This window comes from Arthrobacter sp. zg-Y238 (genome assembly GCF_024385525.1).
In the GTDB taxonomy this organism is placed as follows: Bacteria; Actinomycetota; Actinomycetes; order Actinomycetales; family Micrococcaceae; genus Arthrobacter_B; species Arthrobacter_B jinronghuae.
Window position 1 is genome coordinate 256,365 of record NZ_JANFLU010000004.1, and the last position, 25,814, is coordinate 282,178.

34 protein-coding genes are annotated in these 25,814 nt (G+C 63.4%); all 34 read left to right on the plus strand.

The features are described 5' to 3' along the window. The first annotated feature begins 318 nt into the window (after window positions 1-318). A complete protein-coding gene (locus NNX38_RS04880) occupies window positions 319-6,162 on the plus strand; it encodes a proline-rich domain-containing protein (RefSeq protein WP_255796996.1) in 5,844 nt (1,947 codons plus the stop codon). Between the two features lie 233 nt (window positions 6,163-6,395). Further along, a complete protein-coding gene (locus NNX38_RS04885; protein WP_255796997.1) occupies window positions 6,396-6,527 on the plus strand; it encodes a hypothetical protein in 132 nt (43 codons plus the stop codon). A 509-nt stretch (window positions 6,528-7,036) separates the two neighbouring features. After that, complete coding sequence (gene rpsJ / locus NNX38_RS04890) at window positions 7,037-7,345, plus strand: 30S ribosomal protein S10 (RefSeq protein WP_146361073.1); 309 nt, start codon at window positions 7,037-7,039, stop codon at window positions 7,343-7,345. Window positions 7,346-7,363: 18 nt separating this feature from the next. Beyond that, window positions 7,364-8,020 carry a 50S ribosomal protein L3 gene (rplC, locus tag NNX38_RS04895; RefSeq protein WP_229947286.1) on the plus strand — a complete coding sequence of 219 codons (657 nt, stop codon included), beginning with the start codon at window positions 7,364-7,366 and terminating at the stop codon, window positions 8,018-8,020. Between the two features lie 4 nt (window positions 8,021-8,024). Next, window positions 8,025-8,639: a 50S ribosomal protein L4 gene (gene rplD, locus NNX38_RS04900; protein WP_227918737.1), complete on the plus strand. Its 615-nt coding sequence runs from the start codon at window positions 8,025-8,027 to the stop codon at window positions 8,637-8,639. Further along, entirely contained in the window at window positions 8,636-8,941 is a 306-nt protein-coding gene (gene rplW, locus NNX38_RS04905; protein WP_104052736.1) for a 50S ribosomal protein L23, read from the plus strand. The genes rplD and rplW overlap by 4 nt, the downstream gene beginning before the upstream one ends. A gap of 30 nt (window positions 8,942-8,971) precedes the next feature. Next, on the plus strand, window positions 8,972-9,811 hold the full coding sequence (gene rplB, locus NNX38_RS04910; RefSeq protein WP_146361090.1) for a 50S ribosomal protein L2: 840 nt from the start codon (window positions 8,972-8,974) through the stop codon (window positions 9,809-9,811). Between the two features lie 12 nt (window positions 9,812-9,823). Next, the gene (gene rpsS, locus NNX38_RS04915; RefSeq protein WP_104052734.1) at window positions 9,824-10,105 is read left to right on the plus strand and encodes a 30S ribosomal protein S19; all 282 of its coding nucleotides are present in this window, start codon (window positions 9,824-9,826) and stop codon (window positions 10,103-10,105) included. A gap of 38 nt (window positions 10,106-10,143) precedes the next feature. Next, window positions 10,144-10,509, plus strand: coding sequence for a 50S ribosomal protein L22 (gene rplV / locus NNX38_RS04920; RefSeq protein ID WP_227918735.1), 366 nt, complete (start codon window positions 10,144-10,146; stop codon window positions 10,507-10,509). Next, complete coding sequence (rpsC, locus tag NNX38_RS04925; RefSeq protein ID WP_227918732.1) at window positions 10,510-11,352, plus strand: 30S ribosomal protein S3; 843 nt, start codon at window positions 10,510-10,512, stop codon at window positions 11,350-11,352. Then, entirely contained in the window at window positions 11,353-11,769 is a 417-nt protein-coding gene (gene rplP / locus NNX38_RS04930) for a 50S ribosomal protein L16 (RefSeq protein ID WP_055239353.1), read from the plus strand. Window positions 11,770-11,771: 2 nt separating this feature from the next. Beyond that, complete coding sequence (gene rpmC, locus NNX38_RS16805; protein ID WP_146361098.1) at window positions 11,772-12,101, plus strand: 50S ribosomal protein L29; 330 nt, start codon at window positions 11,772-11,774, stop codon at window positions 12,099-12,101. Continuing rightward, on the plus strand, window positions 12,098-12,403 hold the full coding sequence (gene rpsQ / locus NNX38_RS04940) for a 30S ribosomal protein S17 (protein WP_279326965.1): 306 nt from the start codon (window positions 12,098-12,100) through the stop codon (window positions 12,401-12,403). The genes rpmC and rpsQ overlap by 4 nt, the downstream gene beginning before the upstream one ends. A gap of 382 nt (window positions 12,404-12,785) precedes the next feature. Then, the gene (gene rplN / locus NNX38_RS04945; RefSeq protein WP_055239356.1) at window positions 12,786-13,154 is read left to right on the plus strand and encodes a 50S ribosomal protein L14; all 369 of its coding nucleotides are present in this window, start codon (window positions 12,786-12,788) and stop codon (window positions 13,152-13,154) included. Window positions 13,155-13,157: 3 nt separating this feature from the next. After that, window positions 13,158-13,517 (plus strand): 50S ribosomal protein L24, encoded by a 360-nt coding sequence (gene rplX / locus NNX38_RS04950; RefSeq protein WP_227918730.1) that lies wholly within the window; start codon window positions 13,158-13,160, stop codon window positions 13,515-13,517. Beyond that, entirely contained in the window at window positions 13,517-14,086 is a 570-nt protein-coding gene (gene rplE / locus NNX38_RS04955) for a 50S ribosomal protein L5 (RefSeq protein ID WP_227918727.1), read from the plus strand. The genes rplX and rplE overlap by 1 nt, the downstream gene beginning before the upstream one ends. Before the next feature lie 90 nt (window positions 14,087-14,176). Continuing rightward, window positions 14,177-14,575 carry a 30S ribosomal protein S8 gene (rpsH, locus tag NNX38_RS04960; protein WP_146361106.1) on the plus strand — a complete coding sequence of 133 codons (399 nt, stop codon included), beginning with the start codon at window positions 14,177-14,179 and terminating at the stop codon, window positions 14,573-14,575. 18 nt (window positions 14,576-14,593) lie between these two features. Then, window positions 14,594-15,130 (plus strand): 50S ribosomal protein L6, encoded by a 537-nt coding sequence (gene rplF / locus NNX38_RS04965; RefSeq protein WP_227918724.1) that lies wholly within the window; start codon window positions 14,594-14,596, stop codon window positions 15,128-15,130. A 2-nt stretch (window positions 15,131-15,132) separates the two neighbouring features. After that, complete coding sequence (rplR, locus tag NNX38_RS04970; RefSeq protein WP_229949992.1) at window positions 15,133-15,516, plus strand: 50S ribosomal protein L18; 384 nt, start codon at window positions 15,133-15,135, stop codon at window positions 15,514-15,516. 29 nt (window positions 15,517-15,545) lie between these two features. Next, window positions 15,546-16,226, plus strand: coding sequence for a 30S ribosomal protein S5 (gene rpsE / locus NNX38_RS04975; protein WP_227918719.1), 681 nt, complete (start codon window positions 15,546-15,548; stop codon window positions 16,224-16,226). Then, a complete protein-coding gene (gene rpmD / locus NNX38_RS04980) occupies window positions 16,226-16,438 on the plus strand; it encodes a 50S ribosomal protein L30 (protein WP_146361114.1) in 213 nt (70 codons plus the stop codon). Before rpsE ends, rpmD begins: the two co-directional genes overlap by 1 nt. 1 nt (window position 16,439) lies before the next feature. Continuing rightward, window positions 16,440-16,895: a 50S ribosomal protein L15 gene (gene rplO, locus NNX38_RS04985; RefSeq protein ID WP_227918714.1), complete on the plus strand. Its 456-nt coding sequence runs from the start codon at window positions 16,440-16,442 to the stop codon at window positions 16,893-16,895. A 245-nt stretch (window positions 16,896-17,140) separates the two neighbouring features. Next, window positions 17,141-18,451: a preprotein translocase subunit SecY gene (gene secY, locus NNX38_RS04990; protein ID WP_255796998.1), complete on the plus strand. Its 1,311-nt coding sequence runs from the start codon at window positions 17,141-17,143 to the stop codon at window positions 18,449-18,451. Then, window positions 18,448-19,020 carry an adenylate kinase gene (locus tag NNX38_RS04995; RefSeq protein ID WP_255796999.1) on the plus strand — a complete coding sequence of 191 codons (573 nt, stop codon included), beginning with the start codon at window positions 18,448-18,450 and terminating at the stop codon, window positions 19,018-19,020. The genes secY and NNX38_RS04995 overlap by 4 nt, the downstream gene beginning before the upstream one ends. Window positions 19,021-19,065: 45 nt before the next feature. Then, window positions 19,066-19,890, plus strand: a complete 825-nt coding sequence (gene map / locus NNX38_RS05000) for a type I methionyl aminopeptidase (protein ID WP_255797000.1) — start codon at window positions 19,066-19,068, stop codon at window positions 19,888-19,890. Window positions 19,891-20,190: 300 nt separating this feature from the next. Continuing rightward, window positions 20,191-20,412: a translation initiation factor IF-1 gene (gene infA, locus NNX38_RS05005; protein ID WP_055239372.1), complete on the plus strand. Its 222-nt coding sequence runs from the start codon at window positions 20,191-20,193 to the stop codon at window positions 20,410-20,412. 83 nt (window positions 20,413-20,495) lie between these two features. Further along, window positions 20,496-20,609, plus strand: coding sequence for a 50S ribosomal protein L36 (gene rpmJ / locus NNX38_RS05010; RefSeq protein ID WP_012397712.1), 114 nt, complete (start codon window positions 20,496-20,498; stop codon window positions 20,607-20,609). Window positions 20,610-20,810: 201 nt separating this feature from the next. Continuing rightward, window positions 20,811-21,188 carry a 30S ribosomal protein S13 gene (gene rpsM, locus NNX38_RS05015; protein ID WP_227903828.1) on the plus strand — a complete coding sequence of 126 codons (378 nt, stop codon included), beginning with the start codon at window positions 20,811-20,813 and terminating at the stop codon, window positions 21,186-21,188. 66 nt (window positions 21,189-21,254) lie between these two features. After that, window positions 21,255-21,656 carry a 30S ribosomal protein S11 gene (gene rpsK / locus NNX38_RS05020; RefSeq protein ID WP_049829160.1) on the plus strand — a complete coding sequence of 134 codons (402 nt, stop codon included), beginning with the start codon at window positions 21,255-21,257 and terminating at the stop codon, window positions 21,654-21,656. 181 nt (window positions 21,657-21,837) lie between these two features. Next, window positions 21,838-22,848, plus strand: coding sequence for a DNA-directed RNA polymerase subunit alpha (locus NNX38_RS05025; protein WP_146361126.1), 1,011 nt, complete (start codon window positions 21,838-21,840; stop codon window positions 22,846-22,848). Between the two features lie 65 nt (window positions 22,849-22,913). After that, complete coding sequence (rplQ, locus tag NNX38_RS05030; protein ID WP_229949952.1) at window positions 22,914-23,459, plus strand: 50S ribosomal protein L17; 546 nt, start codon at window positions 22,914-22,916, stop codon at window positions 23,457-23,459. A 38-nt stretch (window positions 23,460-23,497) separates the two neighbouring features. Further along, the gene (locus tag NNX38_RS05035; RefSeq protein WP_255797001.1) at window positions 23,498-24,427 is read left to right on the plus strand and encodes a tRNA pseudouridine(38-40) synthase TruA; all 930 of its coding nucleotides are present in this window, start codon (window positions 23,498-23,500) and stop codon (window positions 24,425-24,427) included. Between the two features lie 320 nt (window positions 24,428-24,747). Continuing rightward, window positions 24,748-25,191 carry a 50S ribosomal protein L13 gene (gene rplM, locus NNX38_RS05040; RefSeq protein WP_227918698.1) on the plus strand — a complete coding sequence of 148 codons (444 nt, stop codon included), beginning with the start codon at window positions 24,748-24,750 and terminating at the stop codon, window positions 25,189-25,191. Window positions 25,192-25,230: 39 nt separating this feature from the next. Then, entirely contained in the window at window positions 25,231-25,728 is a 498-nt protein-coding gene (gene rpsI / locus NNX38_RS05045; RefSeq protein ID WP_227918696.1) for a 30S ribosomal protein S9, read from the plus strand. Window positions 25,729-25,814: the final 86 nt, after the last annotated feature.

Sequence of the window (25,814 nt, forward strand, 5' to 3'; positions counted from 1 at the left end):
CCGGGCTGGAACAGCCTTTGCGGCAGATCGGCAGGCGGGGCACATTTCCGCCGGGGGCAGGTTGAGGGGTCGGTTGGGGGCCGCTGCGGGTCGGCTGGGGCGCTGCGCCGCCTGCCGGGACCGGACCGGACCGGGACCCGGCGCCGCCACGCGGCCTGCCCTGTGCCCGCAGGCAGTCAGGCACTATTCCTGCACAGGACGCCTGGGTGCGGCCGGCACGGAATGTTGCCCCCACCGGGATCGAACAGTTACCGGCATGTGAGCTGCAGCACCCTAGGATGGTCTCCAGTCGAACTCGAACCGGAAGGTAGCAGTTTCATGGGGGTCTTTCTTTTTTTCCTGGCAGCAGCCGCTGCCAGTTTCGCCATAGGGCGGTCGGCAGGTAAAAAAGCCGCCCGCCCCGTGGACAGCCAGGGCAGGCCGCTGCCGCCGCCGGCCCAAATCTACGAAGACGGCTACCGGGCGGGATTCAACGACGCAGCACTGCGCTTCCAGCAACCCGCCGCGGCACCTGCTCCCGCCGCTTCGGATCCTGCCGCGGCGCCGGCCCCTGCTGGGCCTCCAGCCGTCACGCCGGCTCTTGCTGCACCCGCTGCCGCTGCACCTGCTCCCGCTGCCGCACCTGCTGCCGCCGCACCTGCTGCCGCTGCACCTTCCGCCACCGCACCTGCTCCCGCTGCTGTACCGGCCCCTGCTGCCGCACCTGCCCCCGCTGCCGCACCGGCCCCCACTGCTTCGTATGTCTCCTCATACACGGTTCCGTCGTCTCAGTCCCATGCTCCGTCAGCCGCTGTGCCTCCTGTCGGAGTGCCGGGCGGCCACCCGCCGGTTGCCGTCCCAGCGCCCGGTGCCCCGAACCGGAACGTTCCGGTTCCGCCTCGACCGGTTCCGCCTCGACCGGTTCCGCCGGTCAAGACCGAAGCCGAGTTGAAGGAAGAAAAACAACGCCGGGACCTGCGCAACATCAACATCACGCTCTACTCCGCCAGCCTCCTGCTGGTGGCTGCTGCCGCACTGTTCATCGGGCTGGCCATCCCGGCAGAGGCCCGCTTCTTCGGAGTTGTCGCTGTCACGGCCCTGTTCTACATCTCGGGACTGGTCATACATGCCCGAAGCGCCCGCCTTCGGCCGGCAGCCGTAGCATTTACGGGTACCGGCCTGGCCTTGATCCCCGTGGTCGGACTAGCCCTGTTCAATTTTGTGCTTCCGGACGGATCTGCAGCCTGGCTGGTCACCTCGGTGGTTGGAACCGCGGCGTTTGCGTACGCCGCAGCAAAGATTGAAAGCCGGGTAGTCACCTATCTTGCCTTGACGTTCCTGCTGTCCTCGGGCCTGGCTTCCGGTGCGGCACTGCGCTGGGGAATCGTCTGGTACTTCCTCTTCACGGTCATTCTGGCCACCCTGATCAGCCTCGCTGCGGTCCGGCGTCCGGGCTGGCTGAACAATCTCTACGTAGATGCATTTGTCCGCTCCCACCGCTACCTGGTTCCGGCTACGGCCATCGCCTCCGTCCAGATCTCCGGCCAGCTAAGCTCGGCGCAGCTGGGGATCCTGTTCCTCGCATTCGCCCTCTACTACGCCGTAATGCTCTGGCAGGGCCCCGCCCGCCACCAGCTCGTCAACAGCTATGGGCTGCGGGCGGCCGGCACCGTGGGACTTACGTCCCTGTTCTATTCCGTTACGGACAGCACCCAGCTGACGCTGCTCGCTTTCGCGGTGCAGGTTGCGGTCCAGACGGCAGGGGTCCTGGCACGCCGCCCCATGTACGGTGCAGCAGCGCTGTTGCAGGTGGCCGCCAAGAGCACCGGGCTGCCTTTGGACCGCGACGTCGACGAGCGGTCCCGCCCGGAGGCGGGAACTGTACGAACAGGGGTTTCCGATCCGCAGGCACCGGCTGCGGCACACGGCAACAAGCCTGTGCCCGTGCCGGCACAACCGGCACAACCGGCACCACCGGCCCCGTCATCTCCCGCCCCGGCATCCGAATCCGCGGCTTCAACGGCGGCAACCGTCAGCCTCAAGAAGAAGCCTGCGGCTGCCCCCGAAGACGCTGCGCGTAGATTCTTCCGCGTCGATGTGGCCGCCCTGTTGGTCCTGCAGGCGTGCACCGCACTGGTAGCCGGACTCTGGTACGTGGTTCGCGAGTGGCAGTCTTCGGGAAGTTCCATTGCCTTCGCAGGAACCGTCGTCGTAGTCCTGCTGACGTATTTCGCCGCCGCCTGGAAACTGGGCGGACGCCTTGAGTATGCGGTGCCCGTGCCGGCCGCCCTCGCCTTTGTGCCTAATGCGCTGATGCCCGGCGACGCACTGTGGCCGGGCGTCCTGGCCACCGCAGTCCTCGCCGGCTATCTGGTGATCCGTGCGGTGCGGGGCGGCGCGGAGGAACGTCTGGTATTCGTCCTCGCCGCACGCGCTGCGGCCGTCCTGCTGGTGTCCTTGACCGTCCTCGCCTCCCTTGTCGGAGTGTCCGGGGTGAATGCAGGAGCCTGGGCCCTCGTCACCGCGGTGCTCGCGCTGACGGCCAATCAGGCCGTTTCGGTTGTCCGTACACGGCGCGCAAAGCCCGAACGCTTCCCGGGGGCAGCCATTACCACTGCGGCTGCTGCCGCGGTGGTCCTGACGCTGCTGCTCCGCTTCCAGGAATCGCCGGGGCTAACCCTGACCTTGGTGGGCCTGTGGACCGTTGTGGCCGGAAACGTTTTGACATCCGTCCTCCGGCCCGGCGGAAGGTACCTCCTTGCTGCACCGGCCGGTTTCGCGGCTGCGGTACTTATGGGTGCAGGCCTCCTGGGCATCAGTGGCTACGAACTGCTTGCAGCCGCTGCTCTTTGCTACTGTGCCGTCCTGGCCTGGAAGCTCGCGCCCAAGACGCACCGGACCTATTACCTGGCGGCAGGACAGACCCAACTGACTGCCCTGGCTGCCCTGATTGCCGCAGACCTCGGAGCGGGGGTGCACGGGATCTTTATTGCCATGGCGGCCTGCCTGGCTGCCCAGCACCTTCTGCGGATTTTCCTGGACCGGAAACTCCGCGGGCTCGGACTCGCCCAGACGCTCCTGTGGGCAACCGTCACCGTGCTGGCGATGCTGCCCCCGCTCTATTACATCCTTACCTACACCGCAGCACGTTCGGAGACCGGAGTTGTCCTGCTGCTCATCGGCGCCGGTTCCGCGGTCCTCACCCAGGGCGCGTACACGCTTGGGGCGGCAGGGCGGACGCGCTTCGGTGAACACGTTGCGGCCGATACCGGTTCGCCGGGGTCCTCTACCGCAGCTTCCAGCGGAACCGCCGGCGTCACCGGACGTAAGCGTGTTCCCGGTACCCAGGCTTCCGTTGGAGCCGCCGCCGCAGCAGGACTGGTGCTGCTGCTGGTGACCGGCGTGCGGGCGGCGGAAGGCAACGGAGCAGTTGCCACCGTGGCCGTCCTCGCCGCGGCGCTTGCCGTCAATGTGTTTACTGCACTGATGCTTCGCCGCAGCTGGCCCGCACTGGCTGCACCCGCCGGCTTCTCCGCCGCCGCCGTCGTTGGCGCGGGGGTCCTGGGGGTCAGGGGGTACGAGATCCTGGTGCTGGCAGCCCTTGCCTACTGCACGTACCTCGTTCTGGGCCGCAGCAATCCCCTCCGCGGCGCCTATCTCCTGGCCGTCCAGATCCTGGCGGTTATCCTGGCCGGGCTGGTGGCGGCCGACCTGACCGGGGACGTTCATCAGGTCTTCGCTGCCGTGGCGGTCGGTATTGCCGTCGGGCAGGTGCTGCGGACCTTCTTTGCCGGGATGCTGGAGCCGCTGGGGCTTGCATCATGGGCACGGTGGGGCGGTCTGGCTGCATCAGCAGGAGTTCCCCTGGCATATGTCGGGTTGCAGGGACCGGCCGCGCAAAGCGGCATGCTGATGTTCCTTGTCCTCTGTGCCGCCGCCGTGGCGGTGTTCAGCCAGTTGGCCGCCGTCATCCGCGTGCGAAGGGGTAGGCCGCTGAGGTTCGCTGCCGAGTTCCTCGCCGCCGCCGCATTGGTGGCGCTGCTGGCTACTGCCGCATCCCGGGCAGTCGAGGGACACGGGGCCGGCTGGACCTTGGCGTTGCTCTGGATCGCGCTGGCCGCGAATGTTGCCACCTCGCTGTTGCTTCCCGATCGGTACGAAGCAGCGGCACTGGCAGGATTCGCCGCTGCGGCGGCGGTAGGTGCCGGAGTGCTGGGGCTGCGCGGCTACGAACTGCTGGTTCTGGCAGCCCTGGCCTACTTTGTGTATCTCGCACTGAAGCGCACAGAAAGCAACCGCGGTCTCTACCTCCTCGGCGTGCAGGGCCTGGTGGTGGTCCAGACGGTGCTCGTGGCTGCCGACCTCGGCGTCGGTATGCACGGCCTGTTCATTGCCGGCGCCGTAGCACTGGCAATACAGCAGCTGTTCCGTACCCTGCTGCATCGCCGACTCGACGACATGGGATACTCCGAAACGTCGCAGTGGCTGAGCATCGCATTGCTGGCCCTGATTCCGATCGTCTACAGCTTCCTTGCCGGAACGGCCAGCCAGCGCGACGTCGTCGCGCTGCATCTGCTCCTGCTTCTCATCACGGCTGCGGCTGCGTTCACTCAGCGCCGTGCGGAGCGGCACCCCAGGTCAGCCTGGGTTGTCTATCCCGCCGTGTACGCGTTGGGTGCGCTTCCGCTGGTCCTCAGCAACCTGCTGCAGGTCAGCAGCCGGGGATCGCTTCGGGAAGGGCTGCTCGACGGCGGCGCGGCAGGATCGGTTTTGCTCGTCCTCGCAGCGGCGGCATTGTGCGGGGAAGCGCGCAGGTCCCTCGATAAGCCCACCCGTACGGCACTGCTGGTAGCCGCCGTCGGCTATACCGCCACTGTCCTTGTGATCAGCCTGGCCATAGACAATAGCTTCCTGGTGGCTGCTGCCTTCGTTCTGGGTGCGGCAATCTTCCTGGTTGTCTCCTCTGCCCGCAGCCTTGCGTGGCTGGCCGTCGGGACGCCGGTCCTGCTCACCATGGGAATGATGGCCCTGTTCCGGGGACTCTTCGATACTGTCCTTGCAGGCAGTGGGGATGCCGGCTTTGCTTCGCTGCTGCCGTTCTGGGTGACAGCGGCTGTTCTCCAGGCCCTCCGTCTCCTCACCCCACTCCGTTCGGTGGAATCATCGCGGCCGGGCGGCGCGGCGGGAGCCACTTCGCCCTCGCAGCTCCGCCGGAGCATCCTGGGCTCGGCTTCGGCTCTGATCCTGGCACTGGCGGCGATACCGGCAATGGTCCCTGACTCGTCAGCCGCAGCCGGCGCACTGACCGTGGTTGCTGCTTTGGCGTTGGCCCTCGTCGAGGTTCCCGCCCGGTTCCGTGAGCCGGCCGTGCAGGCCGCCGTGCTGGTGACCGCATTGGCGGTGCAGCGGATGGGTTGGCTCGTTCTGGGCAACGTCAGCGGATTCTGGTCCCTGCAGTATTGGGCAGCTGTCCTGGCCGGATTCGCGGCTTACGAGTTCCTTCGTAAACGCGACCAGCGGGGCACTATGGTCCTGGGGGTTTCGGCCGTCATCCTTTCATCCAGCGGTCTGTCCACGGTCATCTTCGGTGGAGGCGGAAAACAGCTCTGGGCGCTGGTGGCACACGCCGGGCTCCTGGCCTTCGGTCTTCTGGCGAGCAGAAGGCTGTTCACTCTGTGGGGCGCGGCCGGTGTGGTGCTGGCGGTGCTTTGGTACCTGCGCGGTTACACGTTCCTGCTCCTGGCCCTGCTGGGCATCGGGCTGATCGCTTTGGCTGTCTGGCGGCTCACCCGTGTGCGGACCGAGGAACCGGGGAATCCACCTGTTCAAACTGCGCAGGGGGACCCGGCCCTTCCGGTGCCGGCAACCGGGCCCACTCCGCCGGAATCGGCAGCCGGGTCAGGTACGCAGGGACCCGCAGGTGCGCAGGGACCGGCAACCGGGTCGGGTCCGCAGGGACCTGCAACCGGGCCCACTCCGCAGGGTTCGGCAACCGGTTCCGCACCGCCGGCACCGCCGGTGCCTGTGTACCCGGCGCAGGGCAGTGCGCCGGCGGTGTCCGGACCCTCGAACACCGGCAGTGCGGATGGAGCGGGACCTGTACCGGGCGGCAACGCCGGACCTGGAGCGGACACAAACGCTCCGGGCCGCATGCAGGCCCCGGAGGAGGACCGCACGCGCTGACGTGCCGTGGATCCTGAATCCTGGACGCGTGCAGCGCAGGGGAGAGCGGTGGTCGTCCGGCCCGGCCCGGCTCGGCTCGGCCAAGCCCGCCAAGCCGAGCCGGGCCGGAAGCGGGGAGCCGGGACCAAGACAGGCCAGGCAGTGCGCTGAGTGCCGTGCCCCGACTGCCGTGCACCGGCTAAGGAGTGCCGTGCCCTCTGACACCGGGACAAAGGCTCCGCTAGGCTCGGACCATGGAATTCCTTATCCTTCTGGTGATCGTGGCCGCAGTGGCTGCAGGCGTCGGGTGGTCCCGCAAGCGGTTCCGCCCCGAAATTGAGCGGGCCAGGCGCATCCGCCGGGCCAACCGGGACGGCGAATCCTGACTTTCAAGGTGCCGCCGGCGGTGCGTTAGACTGGTGGAAGTTAAAGCGCCGCCCCTTGAGGGGTTTACCTCTGGGGCAGCGTGAACGGACTTGGTCAGCGCGGCGTCGGGACCCCGGAGGGAGACCTTCGGTGGAAGATGCCTGATTAGCCATCTGTGCCCGAGTCTGGCAGACTAGAGAAGTTGTTCAAGCGCTTTTGTGCCCACACGCGCCCATGTTCCTGCGAACAGCAGGGATCAGGCAGTGGTGAGATTTCGTCCCGGTCAGGATAATGCCTGATGCAGGGTCGGGTCCTTCAGGGAAAGAGCCCATATATAACCCGCCCCTATTCTTGCTCGGCGTCGTTGGTCTCAACACCGCGACACGCCCGAGCGCGGGGGTCGGAGCCTCGGCAGGGTGAGGAACCCGGAATTATCCGGATTCAGTCTGTTGGAGGGGCGCCAGGCCGTAAGGCAGTTCGGCGCAAAAACTGTACAGAGAGCATTACTCGAAGAAAGAGGCACGACGCCATGGCGGGACAAAAAATCCGCATCCGGCTGAAGTCGTATGACCACGAGGTCATCGACGTATCAGCACGGAAGATCGTTGAGACGGTCACGCGTGCAGGCGCAACGGTAGTAGGCCCCGTGCCGCTGCCCACGGAAAAGAACGTTTACGTTGTTATCCGTTCGCCGCACAAGTACAAGGACAGCCGCGAGCACTTTGAAATGCGCACGCACAAGCGCCTGATCGACATCATTGACCCCACGCCTAAGGCCGTTGACTCGCTGATGCGTCTCGACCTGCCTGCAGACGTGAACATCGAAATCAAGCTGTAGGGGGGGGAGCGGATACTTATGTCTACTTCACTTACACGCCAGGTAAAGGGACTGCTGGGCACCAAGCTCGGCATGACCCAGGTTTGGGACGAGAACAACAAGCTCATCCCCGTAACCGTCGTCCAGGCTGACTCCAACGTCATCACGCAGCTGCGCAACGCGGAAAAGGACGGCTACACCGCCGTTCAGATCGGCTACGGCCAGATCGACCCGCGCAAGGTGACCAAGCCGCTGGCCGGCCACTTTGAAAAGGCCGGCGTCACGCCGCGCCGCCACGTAGTTGAACTGCGTACCGCAGACGCCGACACCTATGAGCTGGGCCAGGAACTCTCTGTTGAGATGTTCGCAGCCGGCCAGAAGGTCGACGTCACCGGAACCTCCAAGGGCAAGGGCTTTGCCGGTGTCATGAAGCGTCACGGCTTCCATGGCGTTGGTGCCTCCCACGGTGCACACAAGAACCACCGTAAGCCGGGTTCCATCGGTGGCGCATCCACCCCGGGCCGCGTCTTCAAGGGCGTTCGGATGGCGGGCCGCATGGGCGGCGTCCGTCACACCACCATGAACCTCACGGTTCACGGTGTGGACGCCGAGAAGTCGCTCCTGCTGATCAAGGGTGCCGTTCCCGGCGCCCGCGGCCAGGTCGTCCTCGTACGCACTGCCGTGAAGGGAGATTAGTCTCATGGCTAACGAAACCACTGTTGAATTCCCCGCAGAGATCTTCGACGTTCAGACGAACGTACCGCTGCTCCACCAGGTGGTAGTTGCTCAGCTTGCAGCCGCCCGCCAGGGTACGCACAAGACGAAGACGCGCGCCGAGGTAAGCGGCGCAGGCCGCAAGCCGTTCAAGCAGAAGGGCACCGGCCGGGCTCGTCAGGGCTCCATCCGTGCTCCTCACATGACCGGCGGCGGCGTAGTCCACGGACCGACGCCCCGCGATTACAGCCAGCGCACCCCCAAGAAGATGAAGGCTGCTGCACTGCGCGGCGCCCTGTCGGACCGGGCACGCAACGGCCGTATCCACGTCCTCGAATCCCTGGTTGAAGGCACCAAGCCCTCCACCAAGGACGCACTGAGCGCCCTGCGTTCGGTTTCCGACCGCAAGAACCTGCTCGTTGTTATCGAGCGCGCCAACGATGTTGCCGCACTTTCAGTGCGCAACGTTCCGGCTGTTCACGTGATCTACGTAGATCAGCTGAACACCTATGACGTGCTTGTTGCCGACGACGTGGTCTTCACCAAGGCTGCCTACGACGAGTTCGTCGGCAAGAACACAGTCAAGGAGGACGCCAAGTGAGCGCGACCACCGCTAAGGATCCGCGCGACGTAGTGCTTGCACCCGTCGTCTCGGAAAAGAGCTACGGCCTGATCGACGAAGGTAAGTACACCTTCCTGGTCGACCCCCGCTCCAACAAGACCGAGATCAAGCTGGCCGTGGAGAAAATCTTCTCCGTCAAGGTCGACTCGATCAACACCATCAACCGTGCCGGTAAGCGTAAGCGCACCAAGTTCGGATGGGGACAGCGCAAGAACACCAAGCGCGCAATTGTCACCCTCAAGGACGGCACAATCGACATCTTCGGCGGTCCGCTCAGCTAGGGCGGAGACCACTTTAACGAGGAATAAATAATGGGAATCCGTAAATACAAGCCGACTACCCCGGGCCGTCGCGGCTCGAGCGTAGCCGACTTCACCGAAATCACGCGGTCGACGCCGGAAAAGTCGTTGGTACGTCCGCTGCCCAAAAAGGGCGGCCGTAACAACACCGGTAAGATCACGACCAGGCACAAGGGTGGTGGACACAAGCGTCAGTACCGTCTGATCGACTTCCGCCGCCACGACAAGGACGGCGTCAACGCACGCGTTGCCGAGATCGAATACGATCCGAACCGTACCGCCCGCATTGCGCTGCTGCACTACGTTGATGGCACCAAGCGTTACATCATTGCTCCGAACAAGCTCAAGCAGGGCGACTTCGTAGAGGCAGGCGCCGGCGCTGATATCAAGCCCGGCAACAACCTGCCCCTGCGTAACATCCCCGTGGGTACGACCATCCACGCTGTTGAACTGCGTCCGGGCGGCGGCGCCAAGATGGCCCGCTCCGCCGGTGCATCCGTTCAGCTTGTCGCCAAGGAAGGCCGCTTCGCCCAGCTGCGTCTGCCCTCCGGCGAAATCCGCAACGTTGATGTGCGCTGCCGCGCCACCATCGGCGAGGTCGGCAACGCCGAGCAGTCGAACATCAACTGGGGCAAGGCCGGCCGTATGCGCTGGAAGGGCGTACGCCCGACCGTCCGTGGTGTCGCCATGAACCCGGTCGACCACCCGCACGGTGGTGGTGAAGGTAAGACCTCCGGTGGACGCCACCCGGTCAACCCGAACGGTAAGCGCGAAGGCCGTACCCGCCGTCCCAATAAAGAGAGCGACAACCTCATTGTGCGTCGCCGTCGTTCCGGCAAGAACAAGCGATAGGAGCCTGGAAACATGCCACGCAGCCTGAAGAAAGGCCCCTTCGTCGACCAGCACCTGTTTCTCAAGGTAGCGGCCGAAAACGAAAAGGGCACCAAGAACGTCATCAAGACGTGGTCCCGCCGTTCGATGATCATCCCCGACATGCTCGGGCACACGATCGCCGTACACGACGGACGTAAGCACATTCCGGTGTTTGTCACCGAGTCGATGGTCGGGCACAAGCTCGGCGAATTCGCTCTGACGCGGACATTCCGCGGCCATGTGAAGGACGACCGCAAGGGCAAGCGCCGCTAGGCGCTGCTCTTTCGGCAGAAGACGAGAGAAGGAAAGCAATGGAAGCCAAGGCAATTGCGCGTCATATCCGCGTAACGCCTATGAAGGCCCGGCGCGTCGTCAACCTTGTTCGTGGCAAGCAAGCGAATGAGGCTCTGGCAATTCTGAAGTTTGCCCCCCAGGCAGCTTCGGAGCCGGTACTTAAGGTAATTCAGTCGGCTATGGCCAATGCACGTGTCCTCGCGGACCGTGACGGCGTGGCCTTCGACGAGGGTGACCTCTTCGTCAGCGAAGCATTCGTTGACGAAGGACCCACCATGAAGCGGTTCCAGCCGCGGGCCCAGGGCCGCGCCTACCGCATCAACAAGCGGACCAGCCACGTCACCGTGGTAGTCGCAACCCCTACGATCGAGGAGGAACGCTAAGTGGGACAGAAGGTAAACCCGCACGGGTTCCGACTCGGCATCACCACTGACCACGTATCGCACTGGTTTGCTGACAGCAACAAGCCGGGCCAGCGTTACAAGGACTTCGTCCGCGAGGACATCAAGATCCGTCAGCTGATGTCCACCGGCATGGACCGCGCCGGCATCGCCAAGGTTGAGATCGAGCGCACCCGTGACCGTGTCCGTGTGGATATCCACACCGCACGTCCGGGCATCGTGATCGGCCGCCGCGGCGCCGAAGCGGACCGCATCCGCGGCGAGCTCGAAAAGCTCACCGGCAAGCAGGTCCAGCTGAACATCCTCGAGGTCAAGAACCCCGAGATGGAAGCACAGCTGGTTGCCCAGGGTGTTGCAGAGCAGCTCTCTTCCCGCGTGGCTTTCCGCCGTGCGATGAAGAAGGCCATCCAGTCCGCACAGCGTGCAGGCGCCAAGGGTATCCGTATCCAGTGCTCCGGCCGTCTGGGCGGCGCTGAAATGAGCCGTTCCGAGTTCTACCGCGAAGGCCGTGTGCCCCTGCACACCCTCCGCGCGCAGATCGACTACGGTTTCTTCGAAGCCAAGACCACCTTCGGCCGCATCGGCGTGAAGGTCTGGATCTACAAGGGCGACGTTACCGCTAAGGAACTGGCTGCACAGCAGGCTGCTGCACCGTCCCGCGGACGCTCCAACGACCGTCCGGGCCGCGGCCCGGCCGACCGCGGTGACCGTGGCGGCGACCGCCGTCGTCGTCCCGAGCGCGGCGACAAAGCCGCCGCGCCTGCTGCTGCAGAGGCTCCGGCCGCTGAGGCAGCTGCCCCCGCAGCAGAAGGAGGACAGGCTTAAATGCTTATCCCACGTCGAGTCAAGTACCGTAAGCAGCACCACCCGGGTCGCTCCGGCGCTGCAACCGGCGGCACCGCCGTCAGCTTCGGCGAGTGGGGTATCCAGGCTCTGACGCCTGCTTACGTCACCAACCGCCAGATTGAAGCTGCGCGTATTGCCATGACACGCCACATCAAGCGCGGCGGTAAGGTCTGGATCAACATCTACCCGGACCGTCCGCTGACGAAGAAGCCTGCTGAAACCCGTATGGGTTCCGGTAAGGGTTCTCCGGAGTGGTGGGTTGCAAACGTCAAGCCGGGCCGGGTTCTGTTCGAACTCTCCGGTGTTTCCGAAGAGGTAGCTCGTGAGGCCCTGCGCCTGGCGATCCATAAGCTGCCGTTGAAGGCACGCATTGTGCGTCGCGAGGGTGGTGAATAGAAATGGCAGTTGGATCAAAAGAGCTGACAACTGAGCAGCTGGACGGCTTCGATAAGGACCGTCTCGTAGAAGAACTGCGCAAGGCCAAGGAGGAGCTGTTCAACCTCCGCTTCCAGTCGGCCACCGGCCAGCTGGAAAACCACGGTCGTCTGCGTGCAGTCAAGCGCGATATCGCCCGCATCTACACGGTGCTGCGTGAGCGCGAGCTGGGCATTCGTCCCGAGGTTGTCGCTCCCGTTGAGGAAGCAGCACCTGAGGCACCGAAGAAGTCAAAGAAGAAGGCTGACAAGTCTGAAGCTGAAGCCAAGGTCGCTGAGGATGATGCCAAGTGAGCGAAAACAAGAATGAGGCAGCAGTGACAACTGACGCAAACGGCGCCGATGCCCGCGGGTACCGGAAGACCGCACGCGGTTACGTGGTCTCGGACAAGATGGACAAGACCATCGTCGTCCAGGTTGAAGACCGCGTGAAGCACGCCCTTTACGGCAAGGTTATTCGCCGGACCGAGAAGCGCAAGGCACATGACGAGCAGAACGCTGCCGGCATTGGTGACCTCGTGCTGATCGCCGAGACCCGGCCGCTGTCCGCTACCAAGCGGTGGCGCCTGGTCGAGATCCTCGAAAAGGCCAAGTAATCTAGTAGTAAGAAGTACCGGCCGGCCCGCCGGTGTGATCTCCGCGGCAAGCGGAGAACACACCGGCACCGTCCACAGCGTGAGGGCCCCGGCCGCGTTATCATCTTCGATTTCGCTTCCGGGGCCTTTTCGCGATAAACTTGAAATCTTGTCTGTGTGGTGCGGAAGTGTGTCCATAATCCGGTCTCGAACCGGGTCCCCGGTACGCACTTCCTCACCGCCGAATGAGACAAAAGCCCGATAATCTTGTTCGACGCCGCGTAAGGCGGCTGCACTGGCGTGCGGCCGGCACGCCCGGCGTTGAGTACCAGTATTACGGGGTCCACCCATATCCGTTCCGCAAGGCTCATTTCGAGAACCGGCGCGACGACAGGAGTAATAAGTGATTCAGCAGGAGTCGCGACTGAAGGTCGCCGACAACACGGGTGCCAAGGAAATCTTGACCATCCGCGTTCTCGGTGGATCCGGCCGTCGCTACGCAGGCATTGGCGACACCATTGTTGCCACCGTCAAGGATGCAATTCCCGGCGGCAACGTCAAAAAGGGCGACGTGGTCAAGGCCGTCATCGTCCGTACCAAGAAGGAACGCCGCCGCCAGGACGGTTCCTACATCAAGTTCGATGAGAACGCTGCAGTGATCTTGAAGAATGACGGCGACCCCCGCGGTACCCGTATCTTCGGGCCCGTCGGCCGCGAACTTCGCGACAAGAAGTTCATGAAGATCATTTCGCTGGCTCCGGAGGTGCTGTAGTCCATGGCAAAAATCAAGAAGGGTGACCTCGTTCAGGTCATCACCGGTGCTAAGGCTGAGCGCGGCGGAGACCGCGGCAAGCAGGGCAAGGTTCTGAAGGTTTTCCCCGAGAGCAACCGCATCCTCGTTGAAGGCATCAACCGCGTCACCAAGCACACCAAGGTTGGCCAGTCCTCCCGCGGTTCCAAGACCGGCGGCATCGAGGTTGTTGAAGCCCCGATCCACGTTTCCAACGTCGCCATTGTCGACCCGGAGACCAAGAAGCCGACCCGCGTTGGCTTCCGCACTGAAACCGTCGAAAAAGATGGCCGTGAGCGCACTGTGCGTATCCGCGTGGCCAAGGGCTCTGGGAAGGACCTCTAATGACTGAGACTGTCACCAAGATCGTCCCCCGTCTGAAGACCCGCTACGCAGCGGAGATCAAGCAGACCCTGCAGGACGAATTCAACTACTCGAACGTCAACCAGGTTCCCCGCCTCGTCAAGGTGGTTGTGAACATGGGTGTTGGAGATGCCGCTAAGGACTCCAAGCTCATTGACGGTGCGGTACGCGACCTCACCCAGATCACGGGCCAGAAGCCCCAGGTCACCAAGGCACGCAAGTCCATCGCCCAGTTCAAGCTGCGCGAAGGCATGCCGATCGGTACGCACGTTACGCTGCGCGGCGATCGCATGTGGGAATTCGTGGACCGTTTGGTCACCCTGGCACTGCCCCGTATCCGTGACTTCCGCGGCCTGAACGGCAAGCAGTTCGACGGCAACGGCAACTACACGTTCGGTCTGACCGAGCAGTCGATGTTCCACGAAATCGATCAGGACAAGATCGACCGCGTACGCGGCATGGACATCACCGTGGTTACCACCGCAAAGACCGATGACGAGGGACGCGCGCTGCTGAAGGCGCTCGGCTTCCCGTTCAAATCCGAAGATTAATTACTACGTAACAGGTCCGACGGAGATCCGTGAGGCAACGCCGCACGGGGATCCTGCAGGAAACCGTTACGAGGGAGGGCAAGAGCCCAAATGACAATGACAGATCCTGTCGCAGATATGCTCACGCGTCTGCGCAATGCAAACTCGGCATACCACGATTCCGTGTCCATGCCTTACAGCAAGCTCAAGGCGCGCGTTGCTGACATCCTGAAGGCCGAGGGCTACATCGCCGGCTGGAAGGAAGAAGAGGCCGAGGTCGGCAAGAAGCTGACCCTGGACCTCAAGTTCGGTCCGAACCGCGAGCGTTCCATCGCCGGCGTTCGCCGCATCTCCAAGCCCGGTCTGCGCGTTTACGCGAAGTCCACCAACCTGCCGCACGTGCTGGGTGGTCTGGGTATCGCAATCCTGTCGACGTCGTCAGGTCTTCTGACCGACCGCCAGGCCGCCAAGAAGGGTGTAGGTGGGGAAGTCCTCGCCTACGTCTGGTAGCAGGGAAGGGAAAGAAAAATGTCACGTATTGGACGTCTGCCCATCCCGGTTCCTGCCGGAGTAGATATCGCCATCAACGGCAACGTTGTATCCGTCAAGGGCGCCAAGGGCGAGCTGAGCCACACTGTGCCCAGCCCGATCACGGCAACGCTTGAAGACGGCACCATCACCGTTACCCGCCCGAACGACGAGCGTGAATCCCGCTCCCTCCACGGCCTGACCCGCACGCTGATCGCCAACATGATCACCGGCGTGACCGAGGGCTACAAGAAGGATCTGGAAATCGTTGGTACCGGTTACCGCGTAGTCGCGAAGGGTGCGGACCTCGAGTTCGCCCTGGGCTACAGCCACCCGGTCCCCGTCGCGGCCCCCGAAGGCATCACGCTTACCGTGGTCGCCCCGACGAAGGTCACCGTGTCCGGTATCGACAAGCAGCAGGTGGGCGAGGTTTCCGCCAACATCCGCAAGCTGCGTAAGCCCGACCCGTACAAGGGCAAGGGTATTCGTTACGCCGGCGAGATTGTCCGCCGCAAGGTCGGAAAGGCTGGTAAGTAACCATGGCCATCAGCATTAATAAGAAGCGAAACAGCAAGAGCAAGTCTGCCCTGCGCAGCCGTCGCCAGCTGCGTATCCGCAAGCGGATTTCCGGAACCGCGGTTCGTCCGCGCCTCGTGGTCAACCGCTCTGCCCGCCACATCTTCGTCCAGGTTGTCGATGACACCCGTGGCGTAACCGTGGCTTCCGCCTCCACCATGGAAGCGGATCTGCGTGCACTGGACGGCGACAAGACCGCCAAGGCCAAGCGCGTCGGCGAACTCGTTGCTGAGCGGTCCAAGGCCGCCGGCATCGAAGCCGTTGTCTTTGACCGCGGTGGTAACCGCTACCACGGCCGTATTGCCGCAGTTGCAGACGGCGCACGTGAAGGTGGGCTGGCACTGTGACCGAGGTAAACAAGGAAAAGGAAAATCAGGTGACTGAAGCTACAGCTGCTGAGGCAACTGAGACCAAGGAAGCCGCAGCCACCGGTACCGACGACCGCCGCGGCGGACGTCGCGGCGAGCAGCGCGGCTCCGACCGTGGAGGCCGCGGCGAACGCGGTGGCCGCGGTGGCCGCGACGGCGGACGCAACGATGAGAAGGACAAGTTCATTGAACGCGTCGTGACCATCAACCGCGTTGCCAAGGTGGTCAAGGGTGGCCGTCGCTTCAGCTTCACCGCCCTCGTTGTTGTCGGTGACGGCAACGGCATGGTCGGCGTTGGCTACGGCAAGGCAAAGGAAGTTCCCTCCGCCATCGCAAAGGCCGTTGAAGAAGCCAAGAAGACCTTCTTCCGCGTCCCGCGCATCGGTGGAACCATCCCGCACCTCGTCCAGGGTGAAGCTGCTGCAGGCGTCGTCCTGCTGCGTCCGGCTTCCCCGGGTACCGGTGTTATCGCCGGTGGTCCGGTCCGCGCCATTCTCGAATGCGCCGGTATCCACGACGTCCTGTCCAAGTCGCTCGGGTCCTCCAACGCCATCAACATCGTGCACGCCACGGTTGATGCGCTGAAGCGCCTCGAAGAGCCCCAGGCAGTGGCAGCACGCCGCGGCCTTCCGCTCGACCAGGTCGTTCCCTACGCGATGCTCCGCAACATGCAGAAGGCAGGTGCCTGATGTCGACTCCGAAGAACGTCGCCGTTAGCACGGCTCGACTGGAAATCACTCAGATCAAGTCCACCATCGGTGGTAAGCAGAATCAGCGCGACACGCTGCGTTCACTGGGCCTGAAGCACATCGGCGACTCCGTCGTCCGTACTGCTGATGCAGTGACCGTTGGCATGATCAACACGGTTCCGCACCTCGTGAAGGTTGAGGAGGCGAAGTAACATGCCCGAAGAAAACAGAACTCTGAAGGTCCATCACCTGCGTCCGGCACCCGGTGCCAAGACGGCCAAGACCCGCGTAGGCCGCGGTGAAGGTTCCAAGGGTAAGACGGCAGGCCGCGGTACCAAGGGTACGGCTGCCCGCTACCAGGTCAAGGCAGGCTTCGCAGGCGGGCAGCTTCCGCTGCACATGCGTCTGCCGAAGCTGCGCGGCTTCAAGAACCCGTTCCGGGTCGAGTTCCAGGTTGTAAACCTGGACAAGATCTCGGAGCTGTTCCCCGAAGGCGGCGCCGTGGATATCGAAGCACTGGTTGCCAAGGGTGCGGTTCGCAAGAACCAGCCCGTGAAGGTTCTCGGCTCCGGCGACATCACCGTCAAGGTTGATGTCTCCGCCAACGCCTTCTCCGCCAGCGCTGCAGAAAAGATCGCCGCAGCCGGCGGATCCACCACCACGGTCTAAGACCTCGTGGCGGGTCTGTTTCCCTCCCCGTCCGGGCGCATTGCGTATACCGGCGGGGGAGGGGCGCACGATCCAACGTTTCACCACTGAACTCCTGGCGGACCCTATCCGGTCCGCCGGGAGTTCAGTTCCGTTTAAGGCAACTACCGCGTCCCGTACGGCGTTAACGCAGTACGGGCCGCGAGCGGCTAGACTCTGTTTCTGTCACAAGTCCGGAACGGACTTTCCAAACTTCAGGAGGACGCTTGCTTAGCGCTATTGGCCGGGCTTTCCGGACACCAGACCTGCGACGCAAGCTGTTGTTTACGCTGGGAATCATCACTATCTTCCGCATGGGTGCTTTTATCCCGGCCCCGGGTGTTGACTACGGCAATGTGCAGCAGTGCTTGAATCTGGGTGCCACCTCCGGTGGTATTTACCAGTTCGTCAATCTTTTCAGCGGCGGTGCGCTGCTGCAGGTCTCCATCTTTGCCCTCGGCATCATGCCCTACATCACCGCCAGCATCATTGTTCAGCTGCTGCGCGTCGTGATCCCGCACTTCCAGGCCCTTTACGACGAGGGCCAGCAGGGCCAGTCGAAGCTGACCCAGTACACGCGGTACCTCACCATCGCGCTGGGCCTGCTCAACGCCACGACCGTCGTCTCCCTGGCCCGTTCGGGCGCGCTCTTCAACAACCAGTGCGCCCTGCCGATCATCCCGGACGACAACATGGTCACCGTCCTGCTGCTCATCGTCACGCTGACGGCCGGTACCGGCGTCATCATGTGGATGGGCGAGCTCGTCACGGAAAAGGGTGTGGGCAACGGTATGTCGCTGCTCATCTTCACCTCCATCGCGGCGTCCTTCCCCAGCGCCCTTGGCGCGATCCTCAGCGCGCAGGGCTGGACCATCTTCCTGGCCGTCATTGCTGTCGGCATCCTGACGGTGGCCCTGGTCATCTTCGTGGAGCAGTCGCAGCGCCGCATTCCGGTGCAGTACGCCAAGCGCATGGTCGGCCGGCGTACGGTCGGCGGCACCAACACCTACATCCCGATCAAGGTCAACATGGCCGGCGTGATCCCCGTGATCTTCGCGTCCTCCATGCTCTACCTGCCCAGCCTGCTGGCGCAGTTCAATACGCCCGAGCAGGGCACGCCGCCGGGATGGGTGGTCTGGATCAACAACTACCTCGTCAGCGGCGACCACCCGCTGTACATGCTGGTGTACTTCCTGCTGATCGTCTTCTTCACCTACTTCTACGTCTCCATCACGTTCAACCCGGACGAAGTTTCGGAGAACATGAAGAAGTACGGCGGCTTCATTCCCGGCATCCGGGCCGGCCGCCCCACCGCCGAATACCTGCAGTACGTGCTCTCCCGGATCACGCTGCCCGGCGCCCTTTACCTGGGCTTTGTCGCCCTGATCCCGCTGATTGCTCTGGTGTTGGTTGGAGCTAACCAGAACTTCCCGTTCGGCGGAACGTCAATCCTCATCATGGTTGGTGTGGGACTGGAAACGGTTAAGCAAATTGACGCGCAGCTCCAGCAACGTCACTACGAAGGGTTATTGCGATGACAAGAATGCTCATTATCGGGCCTCCCGGCGCCGGTAAAGGAACTCAGGCCGCTCGGATCTCGGACCGGCTCGGTGTCACGGCAATATCAACCGGCGACATTTTCCGTTTCAACGTCAAGGAGCAGACTCCGCTCGGCGTGGAAGCAAAGAAGTACATCGACGCCGGCAACTTCGTTCCGGATTCCGTCACCAACGACATGGTCCGCACCCGGCTCACCGAGGACGACGTCGAATCGGGCTTCCTGCTGGACGGTTACCCGCGCACAGTGGCGCAGGTCGAGGAACTCGACGACATCCTTGCCGGCAACGGCCAGAAGCTCGACGCGGTGCTCCTCCTGACGGCCGACGACGACGAACTCGTTGCCCGCCTGCTGCGGCGCGCGGAACTCGAAGGCCGCAGCGATGACACCGAAGACGTCATCCGGCACCGCCTGGACCTGTACAAGCAGCAGACAGGCGACGTCGTCGCCCGCTACGAGGACCGCGGAATCGTGACCCGCGTGGATGGCCTCGGCGGCATCGACGACGTCACCGAGCGCGTCATGGAAGCACTGAAGGACCTGCGCTAAGAAAGACCGGCGCAAAAAGTTATCCGCTAGGAAGTTAGAAGACACATGTTCGGCCAGCCTCGAATCGAATACAAAACCAACGAGCAGATGCGCATCATGCGCGAAGCCGGCCTTGTTTTGATCTCAGCGCTCGACGCAGCGGTCAAGGCCGCCGACGTCGGCGTCAGTACACGCGAAATCGATGCGGTTTTTGCCCGGGTGCTCAAGGAAGCGGGAGCTACCTCCAACTTCCTGGGGTACTACGACTACCCGGCAACGGTCTGCACGTCCGTGAATGAAGAAGTTGTCCACGGTATTCCGGGGGACCGGGTGCTGCAGGACGGCGACATCATTTCCATCGACGGCGGTGCAGTGGTGAACGGCTGGCACTCGGACTCCGCGCGTACCGTGATCGTGGGTACGCCGGATCCGGAGGACCAGCGGCTGTCGGACGTCACCGAGAATGCCATGTGGCACGGCATTGCCGCTGCCGCGAAGGGCAAGTTCGTGGGCGATATCGGCGACGCCGTGGACGACTACGTCAACAGCGTCCCGGGCAGGAAACTGGGAATCCTCGAGGACTATGTCGGCCACGGCATCGGCACTGAAATGCACCAGGCACCTGACGTCCTGAACTACCGCACGGGACACCGGGGACCGAAGCTGCGGCCGGGCCTGTGCCTGGCCATTGAGCCGATGCTGGTGCGCGGCAAGATCCTCACCCGCACGCTCGATGATGACTGGACAGTTGTCACCGAGGACGGCAGCCGTTCCAGCCAGTGGGAGCACTCCGTCGCGATCCATGAAAAGGGGATCTGGGTGCTCACGGCGCCCGACGGCGGCGCGTCCCGGCTGGAACCGCTGGGTGTCACCCCGGTTCCGATTCCCTAGGGAATCCTTCGCATGTACCAAACCAGCAGGCCCCGTTCCCTTCCGGAACGGGGCCTGCCGGCGTTTGGGGAGCCGAAACAGCCGGACCAAAGTGCCGCGGCGGGAACTGGACAGCGGGAGCGATTTAACTTATGGGGGGTCTTCCCGTAGAGTTATCTGTTGGTTGTCTCTACATTCGTGCCCGGATTGACCGCTTTCGATGCCTTGTGTGCCGATGCGGTTGGCTGGGCCGGGGTGACGGCCACATTCGAAAAACCGTTGCCGGCGTCAAAGCCGGCGACACAGACGTTAGCGGAGGATATGGCCAAGAAAGACGGCGTCATTGAGATCGAGGGCTCGGTAAACGAAGCCCTGCCCAACGCGATGTTCCGCGTTGAGCTGGCCAACGGCCACATTGTGCTCGCACACATCTCGGGAAAGATGCGTCAACACTACATTCGCATCCTCCCTGGAGACCGCGTTGTGGTGGAACTTAGCCCGTACGACCTCACCCGGGGTCGCATCGTCTACCGCTACAAATAAACCGCTGCAAAGACGGACAGCGGACCGCATTGCCGGTTCACTGACCGTTCAAGCTCAACCCTGCAACCACGCAAAGGAAAACCATGAAGGTCCAGCCGAGCGTCAAGCAGATCTGCGATAAGTGCAAGGTGATTCGCCGTAACGGTCGAGTCATGGTGATCTGCGAGAACCCGCGCCACAAGCAGCGTCAGGGCTAATCAGCTTCTCTAGCTCCGGGGTCCGAAAGGACAACGGTAAGAGGGCCCCTGATTTCAGGGATCAGCCCACGCGTAGTTAATTCAATATGGCAGTGCAGCGTCTATACGCGTGACGCATACCCCCGGTACGGAGGCCGGGGACCTGGCAACAGGGACGCACTGCTTCAGACCTCCGGTAATAACCAAAGGAGAACCGCCGATATGGCACGTCTCGCTGGCGTTGACATTCCCCGCGAAAAGCGGGTAGTGATTGCGCTTACCTACATCTACGGCGTGGGCAAGACCCGTGCAGAGCAGACCCTTGTAGAGACCGGCATCAGCCCGGAAACTCGCGTCAAGGACCTCACCGACGCTGAACTCGTTCAGCTGCGTGACTACATCGAGGGCAACTTCAAGGTTGAGGGTGACCTCCGCCGTGAGGTGGCCGCCGACATTCGCCGCAAGGTTGAAATCGGCAGCTACCAGGGCATCCGGCACCGCCGCGGCATGCCCGTCCACGGTCAGCGCACGAAGACCAACGCTCGTACCCGCAAGGGCCCGAAGCGCACCGTTGCCGGTAAGAAGAAGGCCGGCCGCTAAATAAGCGGTCTTTCGGCCACGGCCCGAATCCGGGCCACCTAAACCAAACTCTTTGTAGGAGAAGTAATGCCCCCCAAGACTCGTGGAGCGGTCCGCAAACCGCGTCGCAAGGATAAGAAGAATATCGCGCTCGGCCAGGCGCATATCAAGAGCACCTTCAACAACACCATCGTGTCCATCACGGACCCGTCCGGTGCTGTTATCTCATGGGCTTCCGCCGGTGAGGTTGGCTTCAAGGGCTCGCGTAAGTCCACCCCGTTCGCTGCTCAGATGGCTGCTGAAGCTGCCGCAAAGCGCGCACAGGAGCACGGCGTCCGCAAGGTCGACGTCTTCGTGAAGGGTCCGGGCTCCGGTCGCGAGACCGCCATCCGTTCGCTGCAGGCCACCGGCCTGGAGGTTGGCTCCATTCAGGATGTCACTCCGAGCGCACACAACGGTTGCCGTCCCCCGAAGCGCCGCCGCGTATAAGCAGCACTGCGGTTCCGGTTTCCCCGGCGGGCTGCCCACTTTCACGAGTGGGCTGCCCGCCGGAGGGCGCCGGTCCCGGGCTGGCTGTTAGCCGTCCAAGACGCCCGCGGAAGACCCGTCGTCGTCGTTTCCACCATTTGTGTTGCGTCATATAGCGGATGCTCGCTGAAAGGAAATGCAAGTGCTCATTGCACAGCGCCCCACCCTCACTGAAGAAGTCGTAGCCGACAACCGCTCACGGTTCATCATTGAACCCCTGGAGCCGGGTTTCGGTTACACCCTTGGTAACTCCCTCCGTCGTACCCTGCTGTCCTCCATTCCCGGTGCCGCTGTAACCAGCATCCGCATCGAGGGCGTGCTGCACGAGTTCACGACGGTTCCCGGCGTCAAGGAAGATGTCACCGAGATCATCCTGAACGTCAAGAACCTCTCGGTTTCCTCCGAACACGACGAACCCGTTGTGGCTTACCTGCGCAAGCAGGGCCCCGGCGTGGTTACGGCTGCGGACATCGCTCCGCCGGCCGGCGTGGAGTTCCACAACCCCGACCTGCACATCGCCACGCTGAACTCGAAGGGCAAGTTCGAACTCGAACTGACCATCGAGCGCGGCCGCGGCTACGTGTCGGCCAGCCAGAACAAGTCCGGTGACCAGGAAATCGGCCGCATCCCGGTCGACTCCATCTACTCGCCGGTCCTGAAGGTGACCTTCCGCGTGGAGGCCACCCGTGTTGAGCAGCGCACCGACTTCGATCGCTTGATCGTTGACGTTGAAACCAAGGATGCCATTGCACCGCGCGACGCTGTCGCCTCTGCCGGTACCACCCTGGTTGAGCTGTTCGGCCTGGCACGTGAACTCAACACCGCCGCTGAAGGTATCGAAATCGGTCCGAGCCCCACGGATGCCGCACTGGCAGCCGACATGGCACTGCCGATCGAAGACCTCGAGCTGACCGTGCGTTCGTACAACTGCCTCAAGCGCGAAGGCATCCACACCGTGGGTGAACTCGTAGCCCGCTCCGAGGCTGACCTGATGGACATCCGCAACTTCGGCGCGAAGTCCATCGACGAGGTGAAGGCAAAGCTGGTTGAACTGGGTCTGTCCCTGAAGGATTCCCCTCCCGGGTTCGACCTGGCCGCCCGTGCCGCAGCTATTGAAGAGGACGAGTCCGAGTACTCGGACGACGAGCTCTAACTGAAGCAAATTCTTGCCGTTCGGGCCACTGAGCACCGCACGGCACCGTTTGAGGAGAAAAAGTAATGCCTACACCCACCAAGGGTAAGCGCCTCGGAGGCAGCCCGGCACACCAGCGACTGATGCTGGCCAACCTTGCCGCGCAGCTGTTCGAGCACAAGCAGATCACCACCACGGTGACCAAGGCCAAGCGTCTGCGTCCCTACGCAGAGCGCCTGATCACGTTCGCAAAGCGCGGGGACCTGTCCTCCCGCCGTCGCGTCCTGGCCCTGATCTCCGACAAGGGCATCGTCCACGAGCTCTTCACCGACATTGCTCCGGCAGTCGAGAAGCGCGACGGCGGCTACACCCGTATCACCAAGATCGGCAACCGCAAGGGCGACAACGCTCCCATGGCTGTCATCGAGCTGGTTCTGGAACCGCTTTCTGCCAAGCAGTCGGTTGTGGCTGAAGCCAGCACCGCTGCCGCTGCAGCCGCTCCGGCGCCTGCCGTTGAGTCTGCTGATTCCGCCGAGTCGGCAGAATCTGCCGATTCCGCTGAGTCCGCCGATTCTGCTGAGTCTGCCGACTCCGCTGATGAGGCTGTCGAAGAGACCGAAGAGAAGAAGTAATTCTTCGCTGAGGTCCCGGTGCCCTTAATATGGGTGCTATGACTATTGAAAGGCCCGCCGTCCCCGAAATGGATGGCGGGCCTTTCCGCGTCCGGATGGACCTCGCCTATGACGGTGCGTCCTTCTCCGGCTGGGCAGCCCAGCCCGGACTGCGGACCGTCCAGGGCCTGGTGGAAGATGCGTTGGCGGTCCTGCTGCGCCGTCCGGTTCGGACGACGGTGGCGGGGCGGACCGACGCCGGTGTCCACGCCCGCGGGCAGGTGGTGCACTTCGACCTCACCGCGTCCGAGTGGTACGGACTGGCCAGGGGCCGGGACCTGGATCCGGGAGTCTCGCTGCGGCGCAGGCTGCACGGGGTGCTGAACAAGGAGCTGACCATGTCGGCCCGGGAAGCCGGCCTCCAGCGCCGAGCCATCGACGCCCTCGGCGGGGCCGTGGAAGTACTGTCGGCCGTCCCGGCTCCGGCCGGTTTCGATGCCCGTTTCTCGGCCCTCTGGCGGCGGTACAGCTACCGCATCTGCGACCTTCCCGAAAACCGGGACCCGCTGACCCGGCATACCACTCTGTGGTTCAAGGCGCCCCTGGACACAGACCGCATGAACGAAGCCGCAGCCGGCGTGCTGGGGATCCGGGACTTCCTCTCCTTCTGCAAACCGCGGACCGGCTCCACCACCACCCGCGAGCTCCTGGAGTTCAGCTTCCACCGCGGCGGTGACGGAATCATCACCACGCACATCCAGGCGGATGCCTTCTGCCACAACATGGTCCGCTCGCTGGTGGGCGGTTCACTGCTGGTCGGCTCGGGGGAGCGGCGCCCCCAATGGCTGGCCGAACGCATGTTCGCGCGGATCCGGGACTCGAAGTCCCTGCTCGCCCCGCCGCACCCGCTGGTGCTGGAGGAAGTCCGCTACCCGGCAGCGTCAGAGCTGGCCCGGCGGGCCGAGCTGACCCGGGCGCAGCGCGAATAGCCGATCAGCGGCTTCCGGTCCTAAAATAGGGACAAATCCAATATCCGGCGCTGGATCCATAACGCGGGGACAGCTTTTGACCTGACTACGCAAGCAGGCTATTGTTTATAGTCGTTGTGCGTGTCCTACCTCGATAGGCCTATGCCCACGGGAGCGGCTCAGTTGCAGAGCCACCTGGCCCCGGGGAAATAGCCGAGATCTCAGGACCACTGGTTAATTCAGTCCTCACCTGACCATCCGGTAACGCATAGAGAAGCTGCACTGTCCATGGCATCCATGGGCGGCGCGCCACCTAAGAAGAAGAAACGAAGGCAAACACCGTGCGTACGTACACCCCGAAGCCCGGCGACATCAACCGCCAGTGGCACGTCATTGACGCCACCGACGTTGTCCTAGGCCGTCTTGCCAGCCAGACCGCAACACTGCTGCGCGGAAAGCACAAGCCGACCTTTGCTCCCCACATGGACATGGGCGATTTCGTCATCATCATCAACGCCGAGAAGGTTGCCCTGACCGGCGCCAAGCTCGAACAGAAGCGTGCCTACCGCCACTCGGGTTACCCGGGCGGTCTGTCCTCCGTCAACTACGCCGAACTGCTGGAGCAGAACCCGGTACGTGCAGTTGAGAAGGCCATCCGCGGCATGCTGCCCAAGAACTCCCTGGCTGCTGACCAGATCAGCAAGCTGAAGGTTTACCGCGGTGCCGAGCACCCGCACGCCGCTCAGCAGCCCAAGACCTACGAAATCAACCAGGTCGCCCAGTAGTTCTGGCCCGCCAACTAAGAAATTAATTCAAGGAGAATCGTGGCTCAGAACACTGAAGAGCTGAATGAAAACACCGAGGAGCTTTCGAGCTACACCTCGGAATCCTCTGACTCGGTCCAGGCCGATGTCAAGGAACGCCCCGCCCTGACCGTCCCCGGCTCCGCCGTCGGACGCCGCAAGCAGGCTATCGCCCGCGTGCGCCTCGTCCCGGGTACCGGCAAGTGGATCGTCAACGACCGCGAGCTCGAGGATTACTTCCCGAACAAGCTGCACCAGCAGGAAGTCAACGAGCCGTTCAAGCTTCTTGACCTCGAAGGCGCATACGACGTCATCGCACGCATCCACGGCGGCGGCCCCTCCGGCCAGGCCGGCGCGCTGCGTCTGGGCGTTGCCCGCTCGCTGAACGAGATCGACCGCGAGAACAACCGCCCCGCCCTGAAGAAGGCAGGCTTCCTGACTCGTGACGCCCGCGTCATCGAGCGTAAGAAGGCCGGTCTCAAGAAGGCACGTAAGGCACCTCAGTACTCCAAGCGCTAATTCAGCGCTTCCCTTCGTGGCGGGGGGGGGGCGGCGGGCAGACTGGGCCCCCCCGCGGTAATTGGGGGTGGGGGCACACCCCGCCC